This is a genomic window from Pseudomonas sp. MDV22-iso1, from assembly GCF_058145095.1.
The window spans coordinates 121,169-136,350 of record NZ_JBYVMF010000010.1; the positions used below are offsets into that span (position 1 = coordinate 121,169).

The 15,182-nt window shown below is 56.7% G+C and carries 14 protein-coding genes; all 14 read left to right on the forward strand.

Annotated features, from left to right (window positions below; translation table 11 throughout):
* Window positions 1-557 precede the first annotated feature (557 nt).
* The 14 genes from AC3ZVB_RS13835 (at window position 558) to tssH (ending at window position 15,172) form a co-directional block, all read left to right on the forward strand.
* Window positions 558-2,018, forward strand: a complete 1,461-nt coding sequence (locus AC3ZVB_RS13835; protein WP_194693668.1) for a DUF6861 domain-containing protein — start codon at window positions 558-560, stop codon at window positions 2,016-2,018.
* An 8-nt stretch (window positions 2,019-2,026) separates the two neighbouring features.
* A complete protein-coding gene (locus AC3ZVB_RS13840; RefSeq protein ID WP_162439813.1) occupies window positions 2,027-2,356 on the forward strand; it encodes a hypothetical protein in 330 nt (109 codons plus the stop codon).
* A gap of 90 nt (window positions 2,357-2,446) precedes the next feature.
* Window positions 2,447-2,851, forward strand: coding sequence for a hypothetical protein (locus AC3ZVB_RS13845; RefSeq protein ID WP_247266942.1), 405 nt, complete (start codon window positions 2,447-2,449; stop codon window positions 2,849-2,851).
* 188 nt (window positions 2,852-3,039) lie between these two features.
* Window positions 3,040-4,161, forward strand: coding sequence for an ADP-ribosylarginine hydrolase Tri1 (gene tri1 / locus AC3ZVB_RS13850; RefSeq protein ID WP_490146819.1), 1,122 nt, complete (start codon window positions 3,040-3,042; stop codon window positions 4,159-4,161).
* Window positions 4,158-4,421 (forward strand): hypothetical protein, encoded by a 264-nt coding sequence (locus AC3ZVB_RS13855; protein ID WP_490146820.1) that lies wholly within the window; start codon window positions 4,158-4,160, stop codon window positions 4,419-4,421. The genes tri1 and AC3ZVB_RS13855 overlap by 4 nt, the downstream gene beginning before the upstream one ends.
* Window positions 4,422-4,480: 59 nt before the next feature.
* Window positions 4,481-5,383 (forward strand): immunity protein Tsi6 family protein, encoded by a 903-nt coding sequence (locus tag AC3ZVB_RS13860; protein ID WP_490146821.1) that lies wholly within the window; start codon window positions 4,481-4,483, stop codon window positions 5,381-5,383.
* A 38-nt stretch (window positions 5,384-5,421) separates the two neighbouring features.
* Entirely contained in the window at window positions 5,422-5,772 is a 351-nt protein-coding gene (locus tag AC3ZVB_RS13865; RefSeq protein ID WP_490146822.1) for a DUF7957 family protein, read from the forward strand.
* Between the two features lie 559 nt (window positions 5,773-6,331).
* Window positions 6,332-7,081, forward strand: coding sequence for a hypothetical protein (locus AC3ZVB_RS13870; protein WP_162439816.1), 750 nt, complete (start codon window positions 6,332-6,334; stop codon window positions 7,079-7,081).
* A 70-nt stretch (window positions 7,082-7,151) separates the two neighbouring features.
* Window positions 7,152-7,685: a type VI secretion system contractile sheath small subunit gene (gene tssB / locus AC3ZVB_RS13875; RefSeq protein WP_194693663.1), complete on the forward strand. Its 534-nt coding sequence runs from the start codon at window positions 7,152-7,154 to the stop codon at window positions 7,683-7,685.
* A gap of 10 nt (window positions 7,686-7,695) precedes the next feature.
* On the forward strand, window positions 7,696-9,198 hold the full coding sequence (gene tssC, locus AC3ZVB_RS13880) for a type VI secretion system contractile sheath large subunit (RefSeq protein ID WP_162439818.1): 1,503 nt from the start codon (window positions 7,696-7,698) through the stop codon (window positions 9,196-9,198).
* Window positions 9,199-9,223: 25 nt separating this feature from the next.
* A complete protein-coding gene (tssE, locus tag AC3ZVB_RS13885) occupies window positions 9,224-9,706 on the forward strand; it encodes a type VI secretion system baseplate subunit TssE (protein WP_162439819.1) in 483 nt (160 codons plus the stop codon).
* Window positions 9,706-11,538, forward strand: coding sequence for a type VI secretion system baseplate subunit TssF (tssF, locus tag AC3ZVB_RS13890; RefSeq protein ID WP_490146823.1), 1,833 nt, complete (start codon window positions 9,706-9,708; stop codon window positions 11,536-11,538). Before tssE ends, tssF begins: the two co-directional genes overlap by 1 nt.
* The gene (tssG, locus tag AC3ZVB_RS13895; RefSeq protein ID WP_162439821.1) at window positions 11,502-12,572 is read left to right on the forward strand and encodes a type VI secretion system baseplate subunit TssG; all 1,071 of its coding nucleotides are present in this window, start codon (window positions 11,502-11,504) and stop codon (window positions 12,570-12,572) included. The genes tssF and tssG overlap by 37 nt, the downstream gene beginning before the upstream one ends.
* Entirely contained in the window at window positions 12,569-15,172 is a 2,604-nt protein-coding gene (gene tssH, locus AC3ZVB_RS13900) for a type VI secretion system ATPase TssH (RefSeq protein WP_490146824.1), read from the forward strand. Before tssG ends, tssH begins: the two co-directional genes overlap by 4 nt.
* Window positions 15,173-15,182: the final 10 nt, after the last annotated feature.

The window sequence follows — 15,182 nt, forward strand, 5'->3', positions numbered from 1 at the left end:
AATACGTGAAACTTTGTATGAAACTGCCTACAAACTTTTCCCGCCATAAATCTGAAACACTTGAGCTATTTAGCCACCGGCTGCAAGTCTGGTACTGCGACCGCAATGCAGTGCGAAAGTGCCACTACCCCTGCAAAAATTGAGAAGACGATCACAATCCAAGCAGTAATAGGGTGTTTCGAAAGCGGCAAAGGAAACACCTTCACCCCGCATTGTGTCAACCCGGAAACGGAAATTGCTGGTGTTCTTCAGGCACCTGCGCATCCAGCGTGAAAGTTTGAAAATTATTTACCCGGCCATCTGACATGCAAGAAATGCCTGTATATCAAGGCGCAAAGAACATTTGCGCGACACACAATCTGCAGTGGTGCCTCATTGACATCATTGCCGAGAGTAACGTGAATAATAAAAATGGGATCCACATTGAATTTAATGACACGCATTGCAGTCTAGAGTGCGGCTAATGGCCAGCACTTTGACCCTGACATAAAGTCGATATCCGGCACTTCAACGTGGCGACAGGGAAGCTTCTCCCACCCAAGGACAGTGATGTGTAAATGGATCTTTTAGCGAATGTGCCCAGCTGGGCCGACGTCGAACGCAACCTCGATCAGAAATTCAGCGAACTGAACCAGGGCGTCAACGAGGGCTTGCAGAGCGCTCACGACAACTGGAACGGTTTCACCCGACGCGTCGGCAACGGCGCGAGCCAGGCTTATGGCTACATGGGCGGCCACCGCATCGATGCGGTGAACCGGGCATTCGCCCTCTCCTACCCGATCATCCAGATGGACCTCAAGCGCAAATGGGCCTCGATCGAAATCGAGCAGATCCTTCCTGTGCTGCTGCAACTGGTCAAAGAAGTGTCGATGATTCTGGGTGGCAGCGTCGCGGTCGGCACTATCGCCGGCGGTGCGGCGGGTGCCTTTGCGTTCGGGATTGGTGCAGCACCGGGAGCTGCTGCCGGGGCCGGTATCGGCTTGCAAGTCGGTAACCTGATTCTTATGGGACTGGGCTTGTCGGCCATCGCTGAGTATTTTTACGACGGCCTCCCCGCCTGCCTCTCCACGTTGCAGGAAGGCATTGCCACTGCATGGCACGCCGAAGAAGGCGTGAAGCCCGCGGGCCTGGACCCCAGCGGCGGCTCTGCGTCGTTGGTCCAGGAACGCACCGAACGCGCAGCGCGACAACTGGCCCGGGGCCAGGAGCAACTGGTGTTGCTGCTGCTGACCGCCATCGTCACCTACCTGACACGCGGCCAGGTGAAAGCAGGCGTCGTGGGCAGCATGGAAAGCATCGCAACACGCAGCGCGAAGCTGCAGGCCGAGATATCGAACAAGCAATTGGCGGGCTGGCTGGCGCGCAATGAGCAGAAGTTGCTGGCTCAGGCTGAGTTGCAGGTGAAGGAGCCGACGCCACTGGCGAAGGCTGAACCGGAGACGATGCGTGAGTACTACGCCAAGCAGGATCCCGAATTCGTGTCCGTGGAAGACCAGATCAAGAAGGTCCAGACCTTCAAGACCAAGGGCTTGTCGAACGAGCAGATCGAAAGCTTCCTGAACACTACGGACGGGGAGAAACTGTTGGGCAAGCTGCAAGCCGCTGCGCCGGATGCCGACGCCACCACCATTTACTCCCGAGCGTTTGACCAGGTGGCATCAGGCTCGACGATTCCAGAAGTCCGGTTGATCAATTCGCCTTTGATCAAGATTGTGCCTGAAGGCCAGGGCGTTTCACCCTACTCGCCTTTCTTCACAACCCACGAGGAACTGCAGGCAGCCGCCAGTTCGGGGCGCACACTGGCCGACTCGTTCGGCTTGCCTTTGGGGAGCGAGGCACCCCGCTATTCCATCTTCGAGATGGCGCCTTTGAAGCCAACCGAGGTATTTGTCAGTAAAGTCGCCCCTACTACAGAATTGAGCGGCGCGATCCAGCGAACTGGCGAAGCCTTCCAATACCTGACACCTAACCGTGCCGAGTGGGGAGTGCCAAAATTGATCGGCACGACCTCCAACTAGAGCCCCGTATGAATATTGAACTACTGAAAGAAAAGACACAGAAGCTACGGGCAGCCATTGACGCGCTGAAAGCAAAAGACCCTGCCGCCGCAAAACTGGCCGTGGAGCTGGAACCGCTGCTGATCCTGGCGGAACGTGGCCAGATTCAGGCGCCAATGGAGTGGAGGGATATCCCCGGACGTTACCTGTTCACCGAAGAAGGTTTGCAGCAGTACGCCGATCTCGAGCATGCCTTCGCCGAGTTCAAAATCGAACTGACTGGCGGAGAATCACCGACGCTGCGTCGACTCAAGGCGCAGATGGAAGAGAAGAAGAACAGCGGCTTGAAGCCTGACTGACAACAGCGCGAACGCGTCACCAAGGAAGATCAATCAGCATGTGCGGCTGTCAATTTTACAGCCGCAACCACACATCAGGGAGAGATCAGTTTGAAGCAATCCTGTTTCCGCCATGGCCCTTTGGCCTTCATCGCTGCAATGATTTTCACGACGCCCCTGTACGCAGAGGATGCGGAAAAAATACTCGCCGAGGTTGTTAATCAGCAGCAGCAACAGTTACCGATCATGCTCGACTTAGCCACACGCATCGACAACATCACGTACGCAGATCGAACAGTCCATTATAAATTGACGCTGTCGGGCTACGAAGGTCGTCCTGGCGAGCAAGCTTATTATCAAAGCTATCTGGCCCAACAAATAAACAAATCCCTGTGCAGCCAAACCGCGTATTTGTTGGTTCTGGCTTTAGGCAACAAAATCACTTACCAATACAATAGCGCTGATTTAAAAAACATCGCCGAAGTCACGTTAGCACCGGGCGATTGCAAAAGTTAACGCATGCTTTAAACCAACCCGCACATCAACGATAACTGGCCATGCAAAATGATCGGTAATCAGGAAGTTACTTCTGAGTTGACCAAGGAGTTATGAGACACATTTTATCGAAAACCAAAATCCTTATGACCTCGCCCGAGTTGCCTGGAAGCCGTATCTTTGAGAGCACACCAGACTAGAGAGCAGCCATGATTGATTTGAGAAGCCCGGACGAAGCGCTCTCCAAATACACTGAGCGTTACGATCATCTCCTCCCTCTCCCTTCTCCTCAGCTGCGTCAGCGCATGGATTTCATGTCGCAGCCGGACGCCCCCAAGGTAACAAACGAGAAACCTGGCTGGCTCACTTCCAGGCCTTGCACCCTCACTGAAGAACAGGCGCGGGACCGTGCGAAGGGTTGCCTGCTAGGGCTCGCGATCGGCGATGCTGTAGGTACAACGCTGGAGTTCTTGCCCCGTGATATTGAACATGTCAGTGACATGGTGGGAGGTGGGCCCTTCAATCTGAAAAAGGGCGAGTGGACCGACGATACCAGCATGGCATTGGCCTTGGCGGACACTTACGTAGCAAACAACAATTTCGACTTCCGTGACTTTTCACAACGGCTTTGTCGTTGGTACAAAAACGGCGAAAACAGTCATAACGGAAAGTGTTTCGATATTGGCAATGCCACTCGTGCTGCACTGGAAGGGTCACTGGCGCAGGGTGTTGATTGGTACGGTAATGACCATCCATCGACAGCTGGCAATGGGTCAATCATCCGGTTGGCACCCACCGCTATTTTCCGGCGCCACACCTTGTTTGGCACCTGGCGGGAAAGCGCGGCACAGAGCCGATGCACCCACCGGGCCGTAGAGGCAGTGAATGGCTGCGAACTATTGGGTGCACAATTGCACCTGGCTCTCAACGGTGCGGACAAGGAAGAAGCCTTGTCGCCAATGCCAAGAGCCCTGTACCCCCGCCCATTGATCATCAATGCAGGCGAGTACAAACAAAAAACCCGCGATCAAATCCGTTCCTCCGGCTACGTCATCGACACGCTGGAAGCGGCACTATGGGCGGTGTGGAACACGGATAACTTCAAGGATGCAATCCTGCTGGCTGCCAATCTGGCAGATGATGCGGACAGCGTGGCAGCTACCGCGGGCCAGATAGCCGGGGCGCTGTACGGGGTATCGGGAATGCCGGAAGAATGGGTCACGCAAGTCGCATGGTCAGAGCATATCCAGGGCTTGGCCCAAAGATTATTCGAGAGGGCTCCACTGCATGACGAAATGGACGCGGTAATTTTTGCCGGAGAACACATTTGAAATGTAAAGACATTTACGTAAACCGCGAAGAACTATTTTCCTTGGGAATCGATGAGACCTCCGGAAGGTTCTACGTTTCATTTCCCGTCAGCAACGGCATGATTGACTACGAGGAGTATTACGAAATAAATCACGCAAGCTTCGAGTTTTTTCAACAAAACAGTGATGCCGCGGTGGATTTCGTTATGAAATGCCGTCGCAGAGAACTGGACGAGTTGCTGATTGAGAAGCCTGGAAATAACAGAGGGTCGGCCATTTAATATTTGGATGGGAACAGATATCGATAATTAACGTTAACTGGACCGCTGAGGGCTTTCCCATGTTAAAGCTACTACATCAATTAAAAGCTCTTTTCAGGCAAAAAACCGGTCTTCCGCCCGCCCCCACGGAGCAGCTTGTTGATGAAGTCCCCTTGACCGAAATGGCCAAGGAACCTTCGCAAGTGGAAAGAAACTTGTCCTGGATACCCATCAATCGTGAAACGGAGGTTTTTGTACCGTTACTACCCCCCGCTTGCCCGGACTTGAAGCTTGTGGATGCCCTTCTGCTACAACGCTACAGGGTATTCGTCATAGCGAATGAGTCGCGCAGTTTGACACCACAGAACACGATAAACCACGAAAACGCCGACCAACTGGCCGCTGACTTGTACAAGCAGGCAGAAAATCTTGGTTTTTGTCGAGGCACCAAATCCTCGTTTGAAATCTATTGGCTCATCCAATGTGCAGCCATTGTTTCCCTACTGACTCATAGGCCACAATCGGAACAGTTCCTTGGCTATAGAAAAGACGTTGCTCGAAGCTCTGACCAGGCAGGAAAACAGGCTCAAATGTTTGATGATTACGTGGCGTCACGTAGCTATCAAACCGCTGGAACCGGAAGCGAGCACTCCTCGAAACCACCAATAACGGCCCTGGATTACATCGACAACGCGATAGCAATCACCGCCCGGGGATACAACAAGTGCCCGCAATACCACCTCTACTCAAGCTCGTTGATCCAATTGCAATTCATCAAAAACGTGTTGCTGGGCATTGAAAAAGACAAAGCAAGACTGCATCAATTAACTCTCGGTGCCTGGGCGGGCAAAGAGTTTGAACCCAACGATCCTGAACTAGCCCGCGCACTGGGAATTGCCTTCTACATTGGCGATCAAATTGCCCGCGGTTTGAAGATTCAGCTGCCGAATGGAATGCCACCAGAAAGTCTTCCTCGCCCATAGCATTTTTTGCGACTTCATTGATAACGCTAGAGGCAAAAATGACCACCGAGACCCGGCATCGTGTTCAAAACGGAACCCTGTGGCTAGCGGATCAACCTATCCACCTTCCTCATCCCGTCATAGAGACCCTTCAACACAAGGACAGGCTCTTGATTCTGGTTGATCCCGCACCCGATGTGATTTTCAACAGAAACGTTTTCGCACTGTCGATACACGGCGAACTGCTCTGGCAAATCGAAGAAAGCCCCCATGGCACGCAAGTCGATAAGCCGTACGTGAATCTCTACTGCGACAAAAACGGGACAGTAATCGCCGGTAACTGGAATGGCGTTAGCTACGCGATCAATCTGCTCAACGGCACCGTCAGGGTTGCTGCCTTTGACAAATAAAGCGCGGCTGACCGAGCTTTACTTCATTTACGTCGGTAGTCATCGCCAGTAACAGATTGCGAAATAATGTTTTTTAGTGCAATTACTCGATATAGCCATCACTTTCAACGGCCATTCTTCAAACTAAAAATCCCACCTAACGACCGGGATTATCCAAATTAGGTGAACCGCTTCACCTTTTTCGAAATTAATTTCAATTAAAAATTGGATCCACGCCCCTCCTCAAACCCTTGAAGTTGCTGGGTTTCAGACCTGTCTGCAAGACAGAACCACCGACTAATGGCAAGCGGACATCATTGCGGCATGTATCAAAAACGAGAAAAAATCCGCTCCCTCGTGAACTTTTGTATGCCAATTGTTGCCATACACCACGTTGCTGGCTAATCGACACTGATATGCCAGCATTCAAAGAAATTATTCCTGGCAGTGCGATAAATGATGTCAAAAGCATCAGGGTTCGCACTGTGTAAACAGGTGTTCAACCGAGAAATAAGTGGCTCTTCACGCTCCCGGATAACCCGGGTAGCAATCGTGAAAGGTTCAAGGACGATAAATACCGATGACTCAAGCGTTTGACGTTGAAGCACTGATCAAATTGCGAGGCCAGACCCGGGCTATTTCCGACGCGCTCAAGACGCAGGCTTCGGATTACCTGTCGACCCTGGCATTGCTGATCCGTCCGCAGTCGTTTTTCGGTGAGTACCTGCAAGGCGCGCAACGCAGCAGCGGGCGTGAGACCCAGCACCATTTCAAAGAGCTCAAGGAACTGTACGACCGCATCGGTTCGGCCTCGCCGTTCCAGCTGGTCAATGAGCTTGAAGTCCCCCTCAACCTGATCAGTACGACGCCGGAATTATTCCCGCTGGAGTACGACAAGGTGCTGTCGCAAAGCGGTCAATCCATTCGCATCACCAGCCCTGTGCGCTGGGTGGTCGGGTTCAGTTCGTTTGACCTGGCCCGCTTTCGCACCGTCATCAAAGACCCCAATCGCAGCAGCGCCGAGCTGTACCGTTTCGTCGTGCACTACCTGGTGCTGTTCTACTGCCTGAGCAAGTCACCGGGGCTCAGCCGATTGCTGGAAGGCCTGCGTTTTCCCGTCAGTTTCGAACGGTTGAAAGACTTTGGTGACCTGCCCTTTTGCGTGATCAGCTCGCCCGTACGAGCCCAGCTTCCTGATGACGCGGTGATCCGCAGCAGCACCCAGATCGCCGGCAATACCAGCTTCGAAGAGCTGGTAGGTCACGAGAATATTTTGGAAATGAACGATGAAATCCGTCAGCGCCTTCTGCTGACGATCGAAGGAATGTAACGCGCCAGGCCGACTGTTGAGCCTAGACGCAAATGACTTGCAGCGAATTTGTTCGCACCAGGAGATGACGATGGCGAAGAAGGAAAGTACCCAGCACAAACTCGATCGCGTTCGCGCGCCTCGGGTCCATATCACTTACGACGTGGACATCGGTGATGCTCAGGAAAAGAAAGAGCTGCCCTTTGTCGTCGGTGTGCTGGGCGATTTCTCCGGCAACCCGCTGGAGCCGCTGCCGAAGCTCAAGGACCGCAAGTTCATCTTCATCGACCGCGATAACTTCAACGGTGTGCTCAAGGGCATCAAGCCACGCCTGACTTACCGGGTCGACAACACCCTGGCCAAGAACGGCACGCAGCTGGGCGTCGAGCTCAACTTCAATGCCCTCGAAGACTTCGAGCCGCAGAACGTGGTCAAGCAGGTCGAGCCGCTGCGCAAACTGCTGGAAGTGCGCAACAAGCTGGCTGACCTGCGCAACAAGATGGGCGGCAACGACAAGCTCGAAGAGCTGCTCATGGACGTGCTGCAGAACACTGAGAAGTTGAAAACGCTGGGCAAGGAATTCGGCCGCGAAGCCGCGGTTCCAGCCACCGATGGCAAACAGTAGGAGCCTGAAGATGAACGACAAGCAAACCGTGACTCAACAGGACAGCGAATTGGTTGAAGTGGAAAACTTCGCCCCGCAATCCTCCCTGCTCGACAGCATCATTTCGGAAAGCCGCGTGGCCCGCTCCGAGACCGAGCGCACCCGTACCCGCGACTTGATCGGTGAACTGGTCGGCCAGGTGCTGGAAGGCGAAATGACGCCGAGCAAGGACCTGATTGCCGTGCTCGACGCGCGCATCGCCGAAATCGACGCGATGCTCTCCGAGCAGATGAACGAAATCATGCATGCCCGCGAATTCCAGCAACTGGAAGCGTCGTGGCGTGGCCTGAAGTATCAGGTGGACCAGACCGAAACCAGCACCACGCTGAAGATTCAACTGCTCAACGCCTCGAAGAAAGACCTGGTGCGCGACCTCAAGGCAGCCTCCGAATTCGACCAGAGCGCCCTGTTCAAAAAGATCTACGAAGAAGAATACGGCACCTTCGGTGGTGCACCGTTCGGCATGCTGCTGGGTGACTACGAGTTCAATCGCAGCCCGGAAGACATGTACCTGCTGGAAGAGATTTCCCATGTTGCCGCAGCGGCCCACGCACCGTTCATCTCGGCGGCCTCGCCTGAGTTGTTCGGCTGGGATTCGTTTACCGACATGTCCGGCCCACGGGACCTGGCAAAGATTTTCGACACCGTCGAATACGCCAAGTGGAAGTCGTTCCGCGCTTCCGAAGATTCCCGTTACGTCGGTTTGACCTTGCCGCACGTGCTGGGTCGTCTGCCGTATGGCCCGGATACCACGCCGGTCGAAGAATTCAACTTCGTTGAAAGCGTCGACGGTCGCGACCACAACAAATACCTGTGGATGAACGCCGCCTACGCCCTGGGCACCCGGGTCACCGACGCGTTCTCCCGTTATGGCTGGTGTGTCGCGATTCGCGGTGTCGAGGGTGGCGGTCTGGTTGAAGGCCTGCCGACTCACACGTTCAAGACCGACGACGGCGAAATCGCGCTCAAGTGCCCGACCGAAATCGCCATCACCGACCGCCGTGAAAAAGAGCTGTCGGACCTCGGCTTTATCCCGCTGGTGCACTGCAAAGGCACCGACTATGCCGCGTTCTTCGGCACCCAGTCGACGCAAAAGCAGAAGCATTACAACACCGACATCGCCAACGCCAACGCCCGTCTCTCGGCGCAGTTGCAGTACATCTTCGCCACCTCGCGTATCGCTCACTACATGAAGGCGATCATGCGCGACAAGATCGGCAGCTTCGCTTCGCGCAAAGACGTGGAGATGTTCCTCAACAAGTGGCTGTCGAGCTACGTGTTGCTGGACGACACCGCCAGCCAGGAAGCGAAAGCCAAGTTCCCGTTGCGCGAAGCACGGGCCGAAGTGTTCGAGGTTCCGGGCAAGCCAGGCGTGTACAAGGCTGTGACCTACCTGCGTCCGCATTATCAACTGGATGAGCTGACCGCTTCGTTGCGTCTGGTTGCCGAATTGCCGCAATCGACTCGCGGCTGATCGACATCATTGCCAAGGAGGCAAGATGAGTAGTCAACACAAGCTGTTGCCATCGTTGCTGGATCGATTGCTGGACGATCATCCACATCAGTCCATGGAAGCCTCATCGCAACGCTTGTGTTCGCTGGCCGATTACAAGGCCAGCATCGTTCGTGACCTGGAGGTGCTGGTGAACACTCGCCAGTCCCTGGTTGCCAACGAGCTGGAGGGTTTCGTCAATCTGAACGGAACCATCCTTGACTACGGCATGCCGGATTTCACCAGTCGCAGTGTGCTGGATCCGCAGGATCGCCTGCTGATTCAACGCCAGCTGGAGAAGGCGATCTCCGTCGGCGACCGACGCTTTCGCAGCGTCAAGGTCCAACTGCTCGCACAACAAACCGGCCAACGCATGCTGACCTTCCGCGTGGACGCAGTACTGCGCCTGCAGGACATCACCCGCCAGGTTTCCTTCGACGCGGTGCTGCAGGTCAACACCCAGGAATACAAAGTGCAGAACCTCAACTGATGCTCGACGATCTGCTCCCCTATTACGAAAAGGAACTGTCGCACCTGCGCTTCTTAGGGCAGGAGTTTGCGAGTCAGTACCCGAAGATTGCTTCGCGGTTGCTCATCGAGGGCGATAACTGCGAAGACCCGCACACCGAGCGCTTGATCGAAGCGTTCTCGTTCCTGTCCGCCCGCGTGCATAAAAAACTCGATGACGAGCTTCCTGAAATCGTCGAGTCGTTCCTCGAAGTGCTGTACCCCCATTACCTGCGCCCTACCCCGTCGATGTCGATTGTCGAGTTCAACCTGGGCAAGCAGGAAAAAGTCACCGAAGCCTTCCGCGTGGCCCGACACACTGAACTCAGCGCCAACCCGATTGATGGCGTGGTGTGCAAATTCCGCACCTGCTACCCGGTGGAACTGTGGCCGGTAGCGGTGCATCAAGCCTCGTTCATCGAAATGGAGCGTTCGGCGTTCAACGGCCACAGCGCTGACCTGGTCGCACGTTTGCGTATCGGCCTGACCGCCACCTCTGATGTGATGTTCGGCAAGCTGGAGCTGGACCGCCTGCGGTTTTTCCTCGACGGCGAAAGCACCCTGATGCTGCAGCTCTACGAGTTGCTGTTCAACAATCTGGCCAAGGCCACGTTGAGCTTCGAAGATCAGGGCCGCACCCGCGAAATCACGTTGCCGGCGAACGCTCTGAAAGCCGTGGGCTACGGGCTGGACGAAGGTCTGGTGGATTACTCGGAGCGCTCGTTTCTGGGTTACCGCCTGCTGCACGAATATTTCACCTTCCCGGACAAGTTCATGTTCTTCGACCTGTCGGGTTTTGCGCGGCTGCTGGCGGGCCAGAATCTCGAGAAAATCGAGATCAACTTCTACTTTTCCGATTACGACCTGAGTGATCGCCTGGCGCGTCTGACGCAGAACATCGGCCGCAACAACTTCAAGCTCAATTGCACCCCGATCATCAACCTGTTCCGTCAGCAGGCCGAGCCGATCAAGCTGACCCACGCCCAGCACGAGTACGCGGTGACGCCCGACGTGCGCCTGCAAAGCTCGGCGGAAGTGGTGTCCATCGATCGCGTGCGTCGGGTGCGCAAAGTCGGCGGCATCGACCAGGTCGCCACCTGCCATCCATTCTTCGAACCGCGAGGCGACCAGGGGCCCGGCCAAAGCTTCTGGATTGCCCGGCGTCGCCCGGTACAGACCCGGCAGCGCGATGGCTCGAACATGTTTATCCGGGTCGTCGATCGCGAGCTGGAACTGCTGGATTCCAGCAACGACACCCTGAGCATCCGCCTGACCTGCAGCAATCGCGACCTGCCCCTGATGCTGCCGTTCGGCGGCGAGCGCGGCGATTTCAGCATTCCGGGCAACTCGGTCATCAGCGACATCCGCTGCTTGCGCAAACCCACCGCCACCGCTCGCGTGCCGCTGGGCAACGGGGTGATCTGGCGGTTGATCTCGCACCTGTCGCTCAACCACATGTCGCTGGTGTCCCGCGGTCGCGACGTGCTGCTGGAGCTGCTATCGCTCTACAACTACCGCAACGTTTCGGCGATCCGCAAACAGATCAACGGCATTGTCTCGGTCACCAGCGAACCGGTGGTCGCACGTATCGGTCACCCGCGCCCGAACTTCGTGCGCGGTGTCGGCATCACCCTGAATTTCGATGAAAGCCAGTACACCGGCAGCGGTGTATTTTTGTTCGGCATGGTACTGGACCACTTCTTTGGCCAGTACTGCAGCATGAACAGCTTTACCCAATTAACCCTTCGCACCTTGCAGCGCGAAAAGAGAGTCGTCCAATGGCCACCTCGAACCGGCGATCAACCCCTGGTCTGATCGACCAGGCACGGGCTGAGCCGCACCGATTCGAATTTTTCCAATTGGTGCGATTGCTCCGCCTGCATTACAGCAGAACCGGGCGCATGGACCTGGACACTCGACCGCACGAAGACCCTTTGCGTTTTCGCTCACAGCTGTCCCTGAACTTCCCTGCCAGCGAAGTCAGCGACTTGCAGTTCGAGCGTGAAGGCAAGGTGTCGGCGGCAGGTCTGCCGCTGTCCGAGGTGCAAGTCACGTTCATGGGACTGGTCGGGCCGTCGGGTGTGCTGCCGCGCCCATACACCGAACTGCTGATTGAAAGGCACGTCCAGTACCGGGACGACGCGGCCCATGCGTTCCTCGATATTTTCTCCCATCGCATGACCACGCTGTTTTACGAAGCGTGGCAAAAATACAAGTTCTACATCGAGTACGAACGCAACGGCACCTCGGACTTCGATCGTTACCTGCTCAATCTGGTGGGCTTCGGTCCCGAGGCGCAGAAGCAGAAATTCGACAAGCAAGGCTCGCCCCTGCGTCGCGAATTGTTCAGCTACTTTTCCGGTCTGTTCGCGCAGAAGCCACGCAATGCGATGAACCTCGAAGCAATGCTGAGCTTTTATTTTTCGCTGCCGTTCAAGGTCAAGCCGTTTGCCGGTCGCTGGTTGAAACTCGATGCCAGCCAATGCACGCAACTGGGTCGCAAGAACGCGGTGCTCGGACAAAGCGCTGTCGCCGGGAACCGTGTCTGGGACTACCAATCGTGCGTACGCATCGAGACGGCCCCGCTGGACCTGGCCGACTATCAACGCTTCCAGCCCGGCACCGTGGACTACCAGAAACTGGTGGAACTGGTGCGGTTCTACGTCGGTGCCGAACTGGACTTCCAGTTGGCACCCAAGCTCAAACCCGAAGCAGTACCCGCGGCCCGCCTCGGTCGCCAGGGCAACGTGTCACTGGGCTGGCTCGGCTGGCTCAAACGCCCTGGCGTCGACGTGGAACCCTCCCGTTGCGCCCTCTTCCACATTCCTTTTGATGGGGTCTCCCTGTGAACCTGAAGTCCCTGTTTGCCAAACTGAACGACACCAGCCGCACCGCGACAGAAAGTGCGGCGGCCCTGTGTCTCTCGGAACAGCATTACGACGTCGAAATCGAGCACCTGTTGTTGCAGTTGCTGGACAGCAACGACAACGACCTGCCGGTCATCCTGCGTCATTACGACGTGGTGCCCGATCGCCTGCAGGCGCAGCTGGTAACGGCGCTGGGGACCTTCAAAAAGGGCAATACCCGCACGCCTGCACTGTCGCCGCACATCACGCGCATGATCGAGCAGGCCTGGGTACTGGCCTCCATCGAATTCGGCCAGGGGCAGATTCGCACCGGCTATCTGTTGCAGGCTTTGCTCGATGACGACGAGTTGCGCCGGGTGGTGATCGCCTCCGCGCCGGAGCTGGAAAAAATCAATGCCGACGACTTGCGCGTGAACCTTGGCGCGCTGGTCGAAGGCAGCGCCGAATCGCAACATGCCAAACCCCTGGCCGGTGCAGACGTCAGCACCCGCAGCACGGTCAAAGGCAACGGCAAGACTCCGGCCCTCGATCAATACACCGTCAACCTGACGCAAAGCGCTCGCGAAGGCCGGATTGACCCGGTGCTGGGCCGTGAGTTCGAAGTCCGGCAGATGGTCGACATCCTGACCCGCCGCCGCCAGAACAACCCGATACTGACCGGTGAAGCCGGCGTCGGTAAAACCGCCGTGGTGGAAGGCCTGGCGCTGCGCATCATTCAAGGTGATGTGCCGTCGGTACTCAAAGACGTCGCCATTCATACCCTGGACCTCGGCTTGCTGCAGGCCGGTGCCGGTGTGAAAGGCGAGTTTGAGAATCGTCTCAAATCCGTCATCGAAGAAACCAAACGCAGTCTGCATCCGATCATCCTGTTCATCGACGAGGCCCACACCTTGATCGGGTCCGGTGGTCAGGCCGGACAGAACGACGCCGCCAATCTGCTCAAGCCAGCCCTGGCTCGAGGCGAACTGCGCACCATCGCCGCGACGACCTGGGCCGAATACAAAAAGTACTTCGAGAAAGACGCTGCACTCGCCCGCCGCTTCCAGGTGGTGAAGGTCGAAGAGCCGGACGAAGACAAGGCGATCCACATGCTGCGCGGCCTGCTGGCCAAGATGCAGGATCACCACAAGGTCACGGTAATGGACGAAGCGCTGGTGCAAGCCGTGCGGTTGTCCAATCGCTACATCACCGGCCGTCAACTGCCTGACAAAGCCGTGAGCGTTCTGGACACGGCCTGCGCGCGAGTCGCCCTGGGCCAGTCTGCACAACCGGGCCCCCTCGAAGACTGCAAGCGGCAGATCGACAACCTGCAGGCCGAGATCACCGTGCTGGAACAGGAAGCCGCCAAAGGCAGCGACCATGCCCGCCGCCTGGCCACCCTGCACACCGAGTTGCAGGCACAGCAGCAGACCCGCGACGCACTGGAACAACAGTGGCAACGCGAGCTGGAACTGGTGGAAAAACTCGGTGCCCTCAGCCACCCGGACAACAAGACACCCGATGCCCGGGAGATTGCCGCGGTGCGTGCCGAACTGACCAGCGTCCAGGGTGAACAGCCGCTGGTGCATGCCCTGGTGGACGGCGGAACCATTGGCGAAGTGATTTCCGGCTGGACCGGTATCCCGCTGGGCAAAATGCTCCGCGACGAGATCGAAACCGTCCAGCGCCTGCCTGCCCTGCTGGGCGAACGCGTGCTCGGCCAGGATCACGCGCTGCATGAAATCGGCAAGCGCATCAAGATCTCCCGGGCCCGCATGGAAGACCCGAACAAACCCATCGGCGTGTTCCTCTTGCTCGGCCCGAGCGGCGTCGGCAAGACCGAAACCGCCCTGGCCTTGGCCGATACCCTGTACGGCGGCGAGCGTAACGTCATCACCATCAACATGTCCGAGTACCAGGAAGCCCACACGGTCTCGAGCCTCAAGGGATCGCCGCCGGGTTACGTCGGCTATGGCGAAGGCGGCGTGCTGACCGAAGCTGTACGGCGCAAGCCTTACAGCGTGGTGCTGCTGGATGAAGTGGAAAAAGCCCACCCGGACGTGCTCGAGCTGTTTTTCCAGGTGTTCGACAAAGGTGTGCTGGATGACGGTGAAGGTCGCGAGATCAACTTCCGCAACACCGTGATCATCCTCACGTCCAACACCGGCACGGATCGCATCATGCAGTGGTGCCTGAACGCCGAGCAGCAACCGACGCCGGAAGACATCGTCGAAGGCCTGCGCGACGAGCTGAACCAGGTGTTCAAACCCGCGTTCCTCGGTCGCCTGACCATCGTCCCCTACTACCCGGTCAAGGACGCCATTCTGGAGCGCATCGTTGCGCTCAAGCTGGAGCGCATTCGCAAGCGTTTCGAGCGCAATCATCAAGCGGTCCTGAGCTACGACGAGGCGCTGGTCAAAGCCATCGCATCGCGTTGCACGGAAGTCGACAGCGGCGCCCGCAACATCGACAACATTTTGTCCAAGACCCTGATGCCGGAACTGGCTCAACGGGTCCTGGAACGGATGGCGCAGGACAAGCCGATTCAAAGTCTGAAGATCGAGTTGGGCAGCGACGGCGATTTCGCCTACAGCCTGTGCTGAACGAGCATTT

Excerpts from the sequence above, each read along its gene's own strand:
- AC3ZVB_RS13835 (WP_194693668.1), top strand. The coding sequence starts at position 558 with ATGGATCTTTTAGCGAATGTGCCCAGCTGGGCCGACGTCGAACGCAAC.
- AC3ZVB_RS13840 (WP_162439813.1), top strand. The coding sequence starts at position 2,027 with ATGAATATTGAACTACTGAAAGAAAAGACACAGAAGCTACGGGCAGCC.
- tri1 (WP_490146819.1), top strand. The coding sequence starts at position 3,040 with ATGATTGATTTGAGAAGCCCGGACGAAGCGCTCTCCAAATACACTGAG.
- AC3ZVB_RS13860 (WP_490146821.1), top strand. The coding sequence starts at position 4,481 with ATGTTAAAGCTACTACATCAATTAAAAGCTCTTTTCAGGCAAAAAACC.
- AC3ZVB_RS13865 (WP_490146822.1), top strand. The coding sequence starts at position 5,422 with ATGACCACCGAGACCCGGCATCGTGTTCAAAACGGAACCCTGTGGCTA.
- AC3ZVB_RS13870 (WP_162439816.1), top strand. The coding sequence starts at position 6,332 with ATGACTCAAGCGTTTGACGTTGAAGCACTGATCAAATTGCGAGGCCAG.
- tssB (WP_194693663.1), top strand. The coding sequence starts at position 7,152 with ATGGCGAAGAAGGAAAGTACCCAGCACAAACTCGATCGCGTTCGCGCG.
- tssC (WP_162439818.1), top strand. The coding sequence starts at position 7,696 with ATGAACGACAAGCAAACCGTGACTCAACAGGACAGCGAATTGGTTGAA.
- tssE (WP_162439819.1), top strand. The coding sequence starts at position 9,224 with ATGAGTAGTCAACACAAGCTGTTGCCATCGTTGCTGGATCGATTGCTG.
- tssF (WP_490146823.1), top strand. The coding sequence starts at position 9,706 with ATGCTCGACGATCTGCTCCCCTATTACGAAAAGGAACTGTCGCACCTG.
- tssG (WP_162439821.1), top strand. The coding sequence starts at position 11,502 with ATGGCCACCTCGAACCGGCGATCAACCCCTGGTCTGATCGACCAGGCA.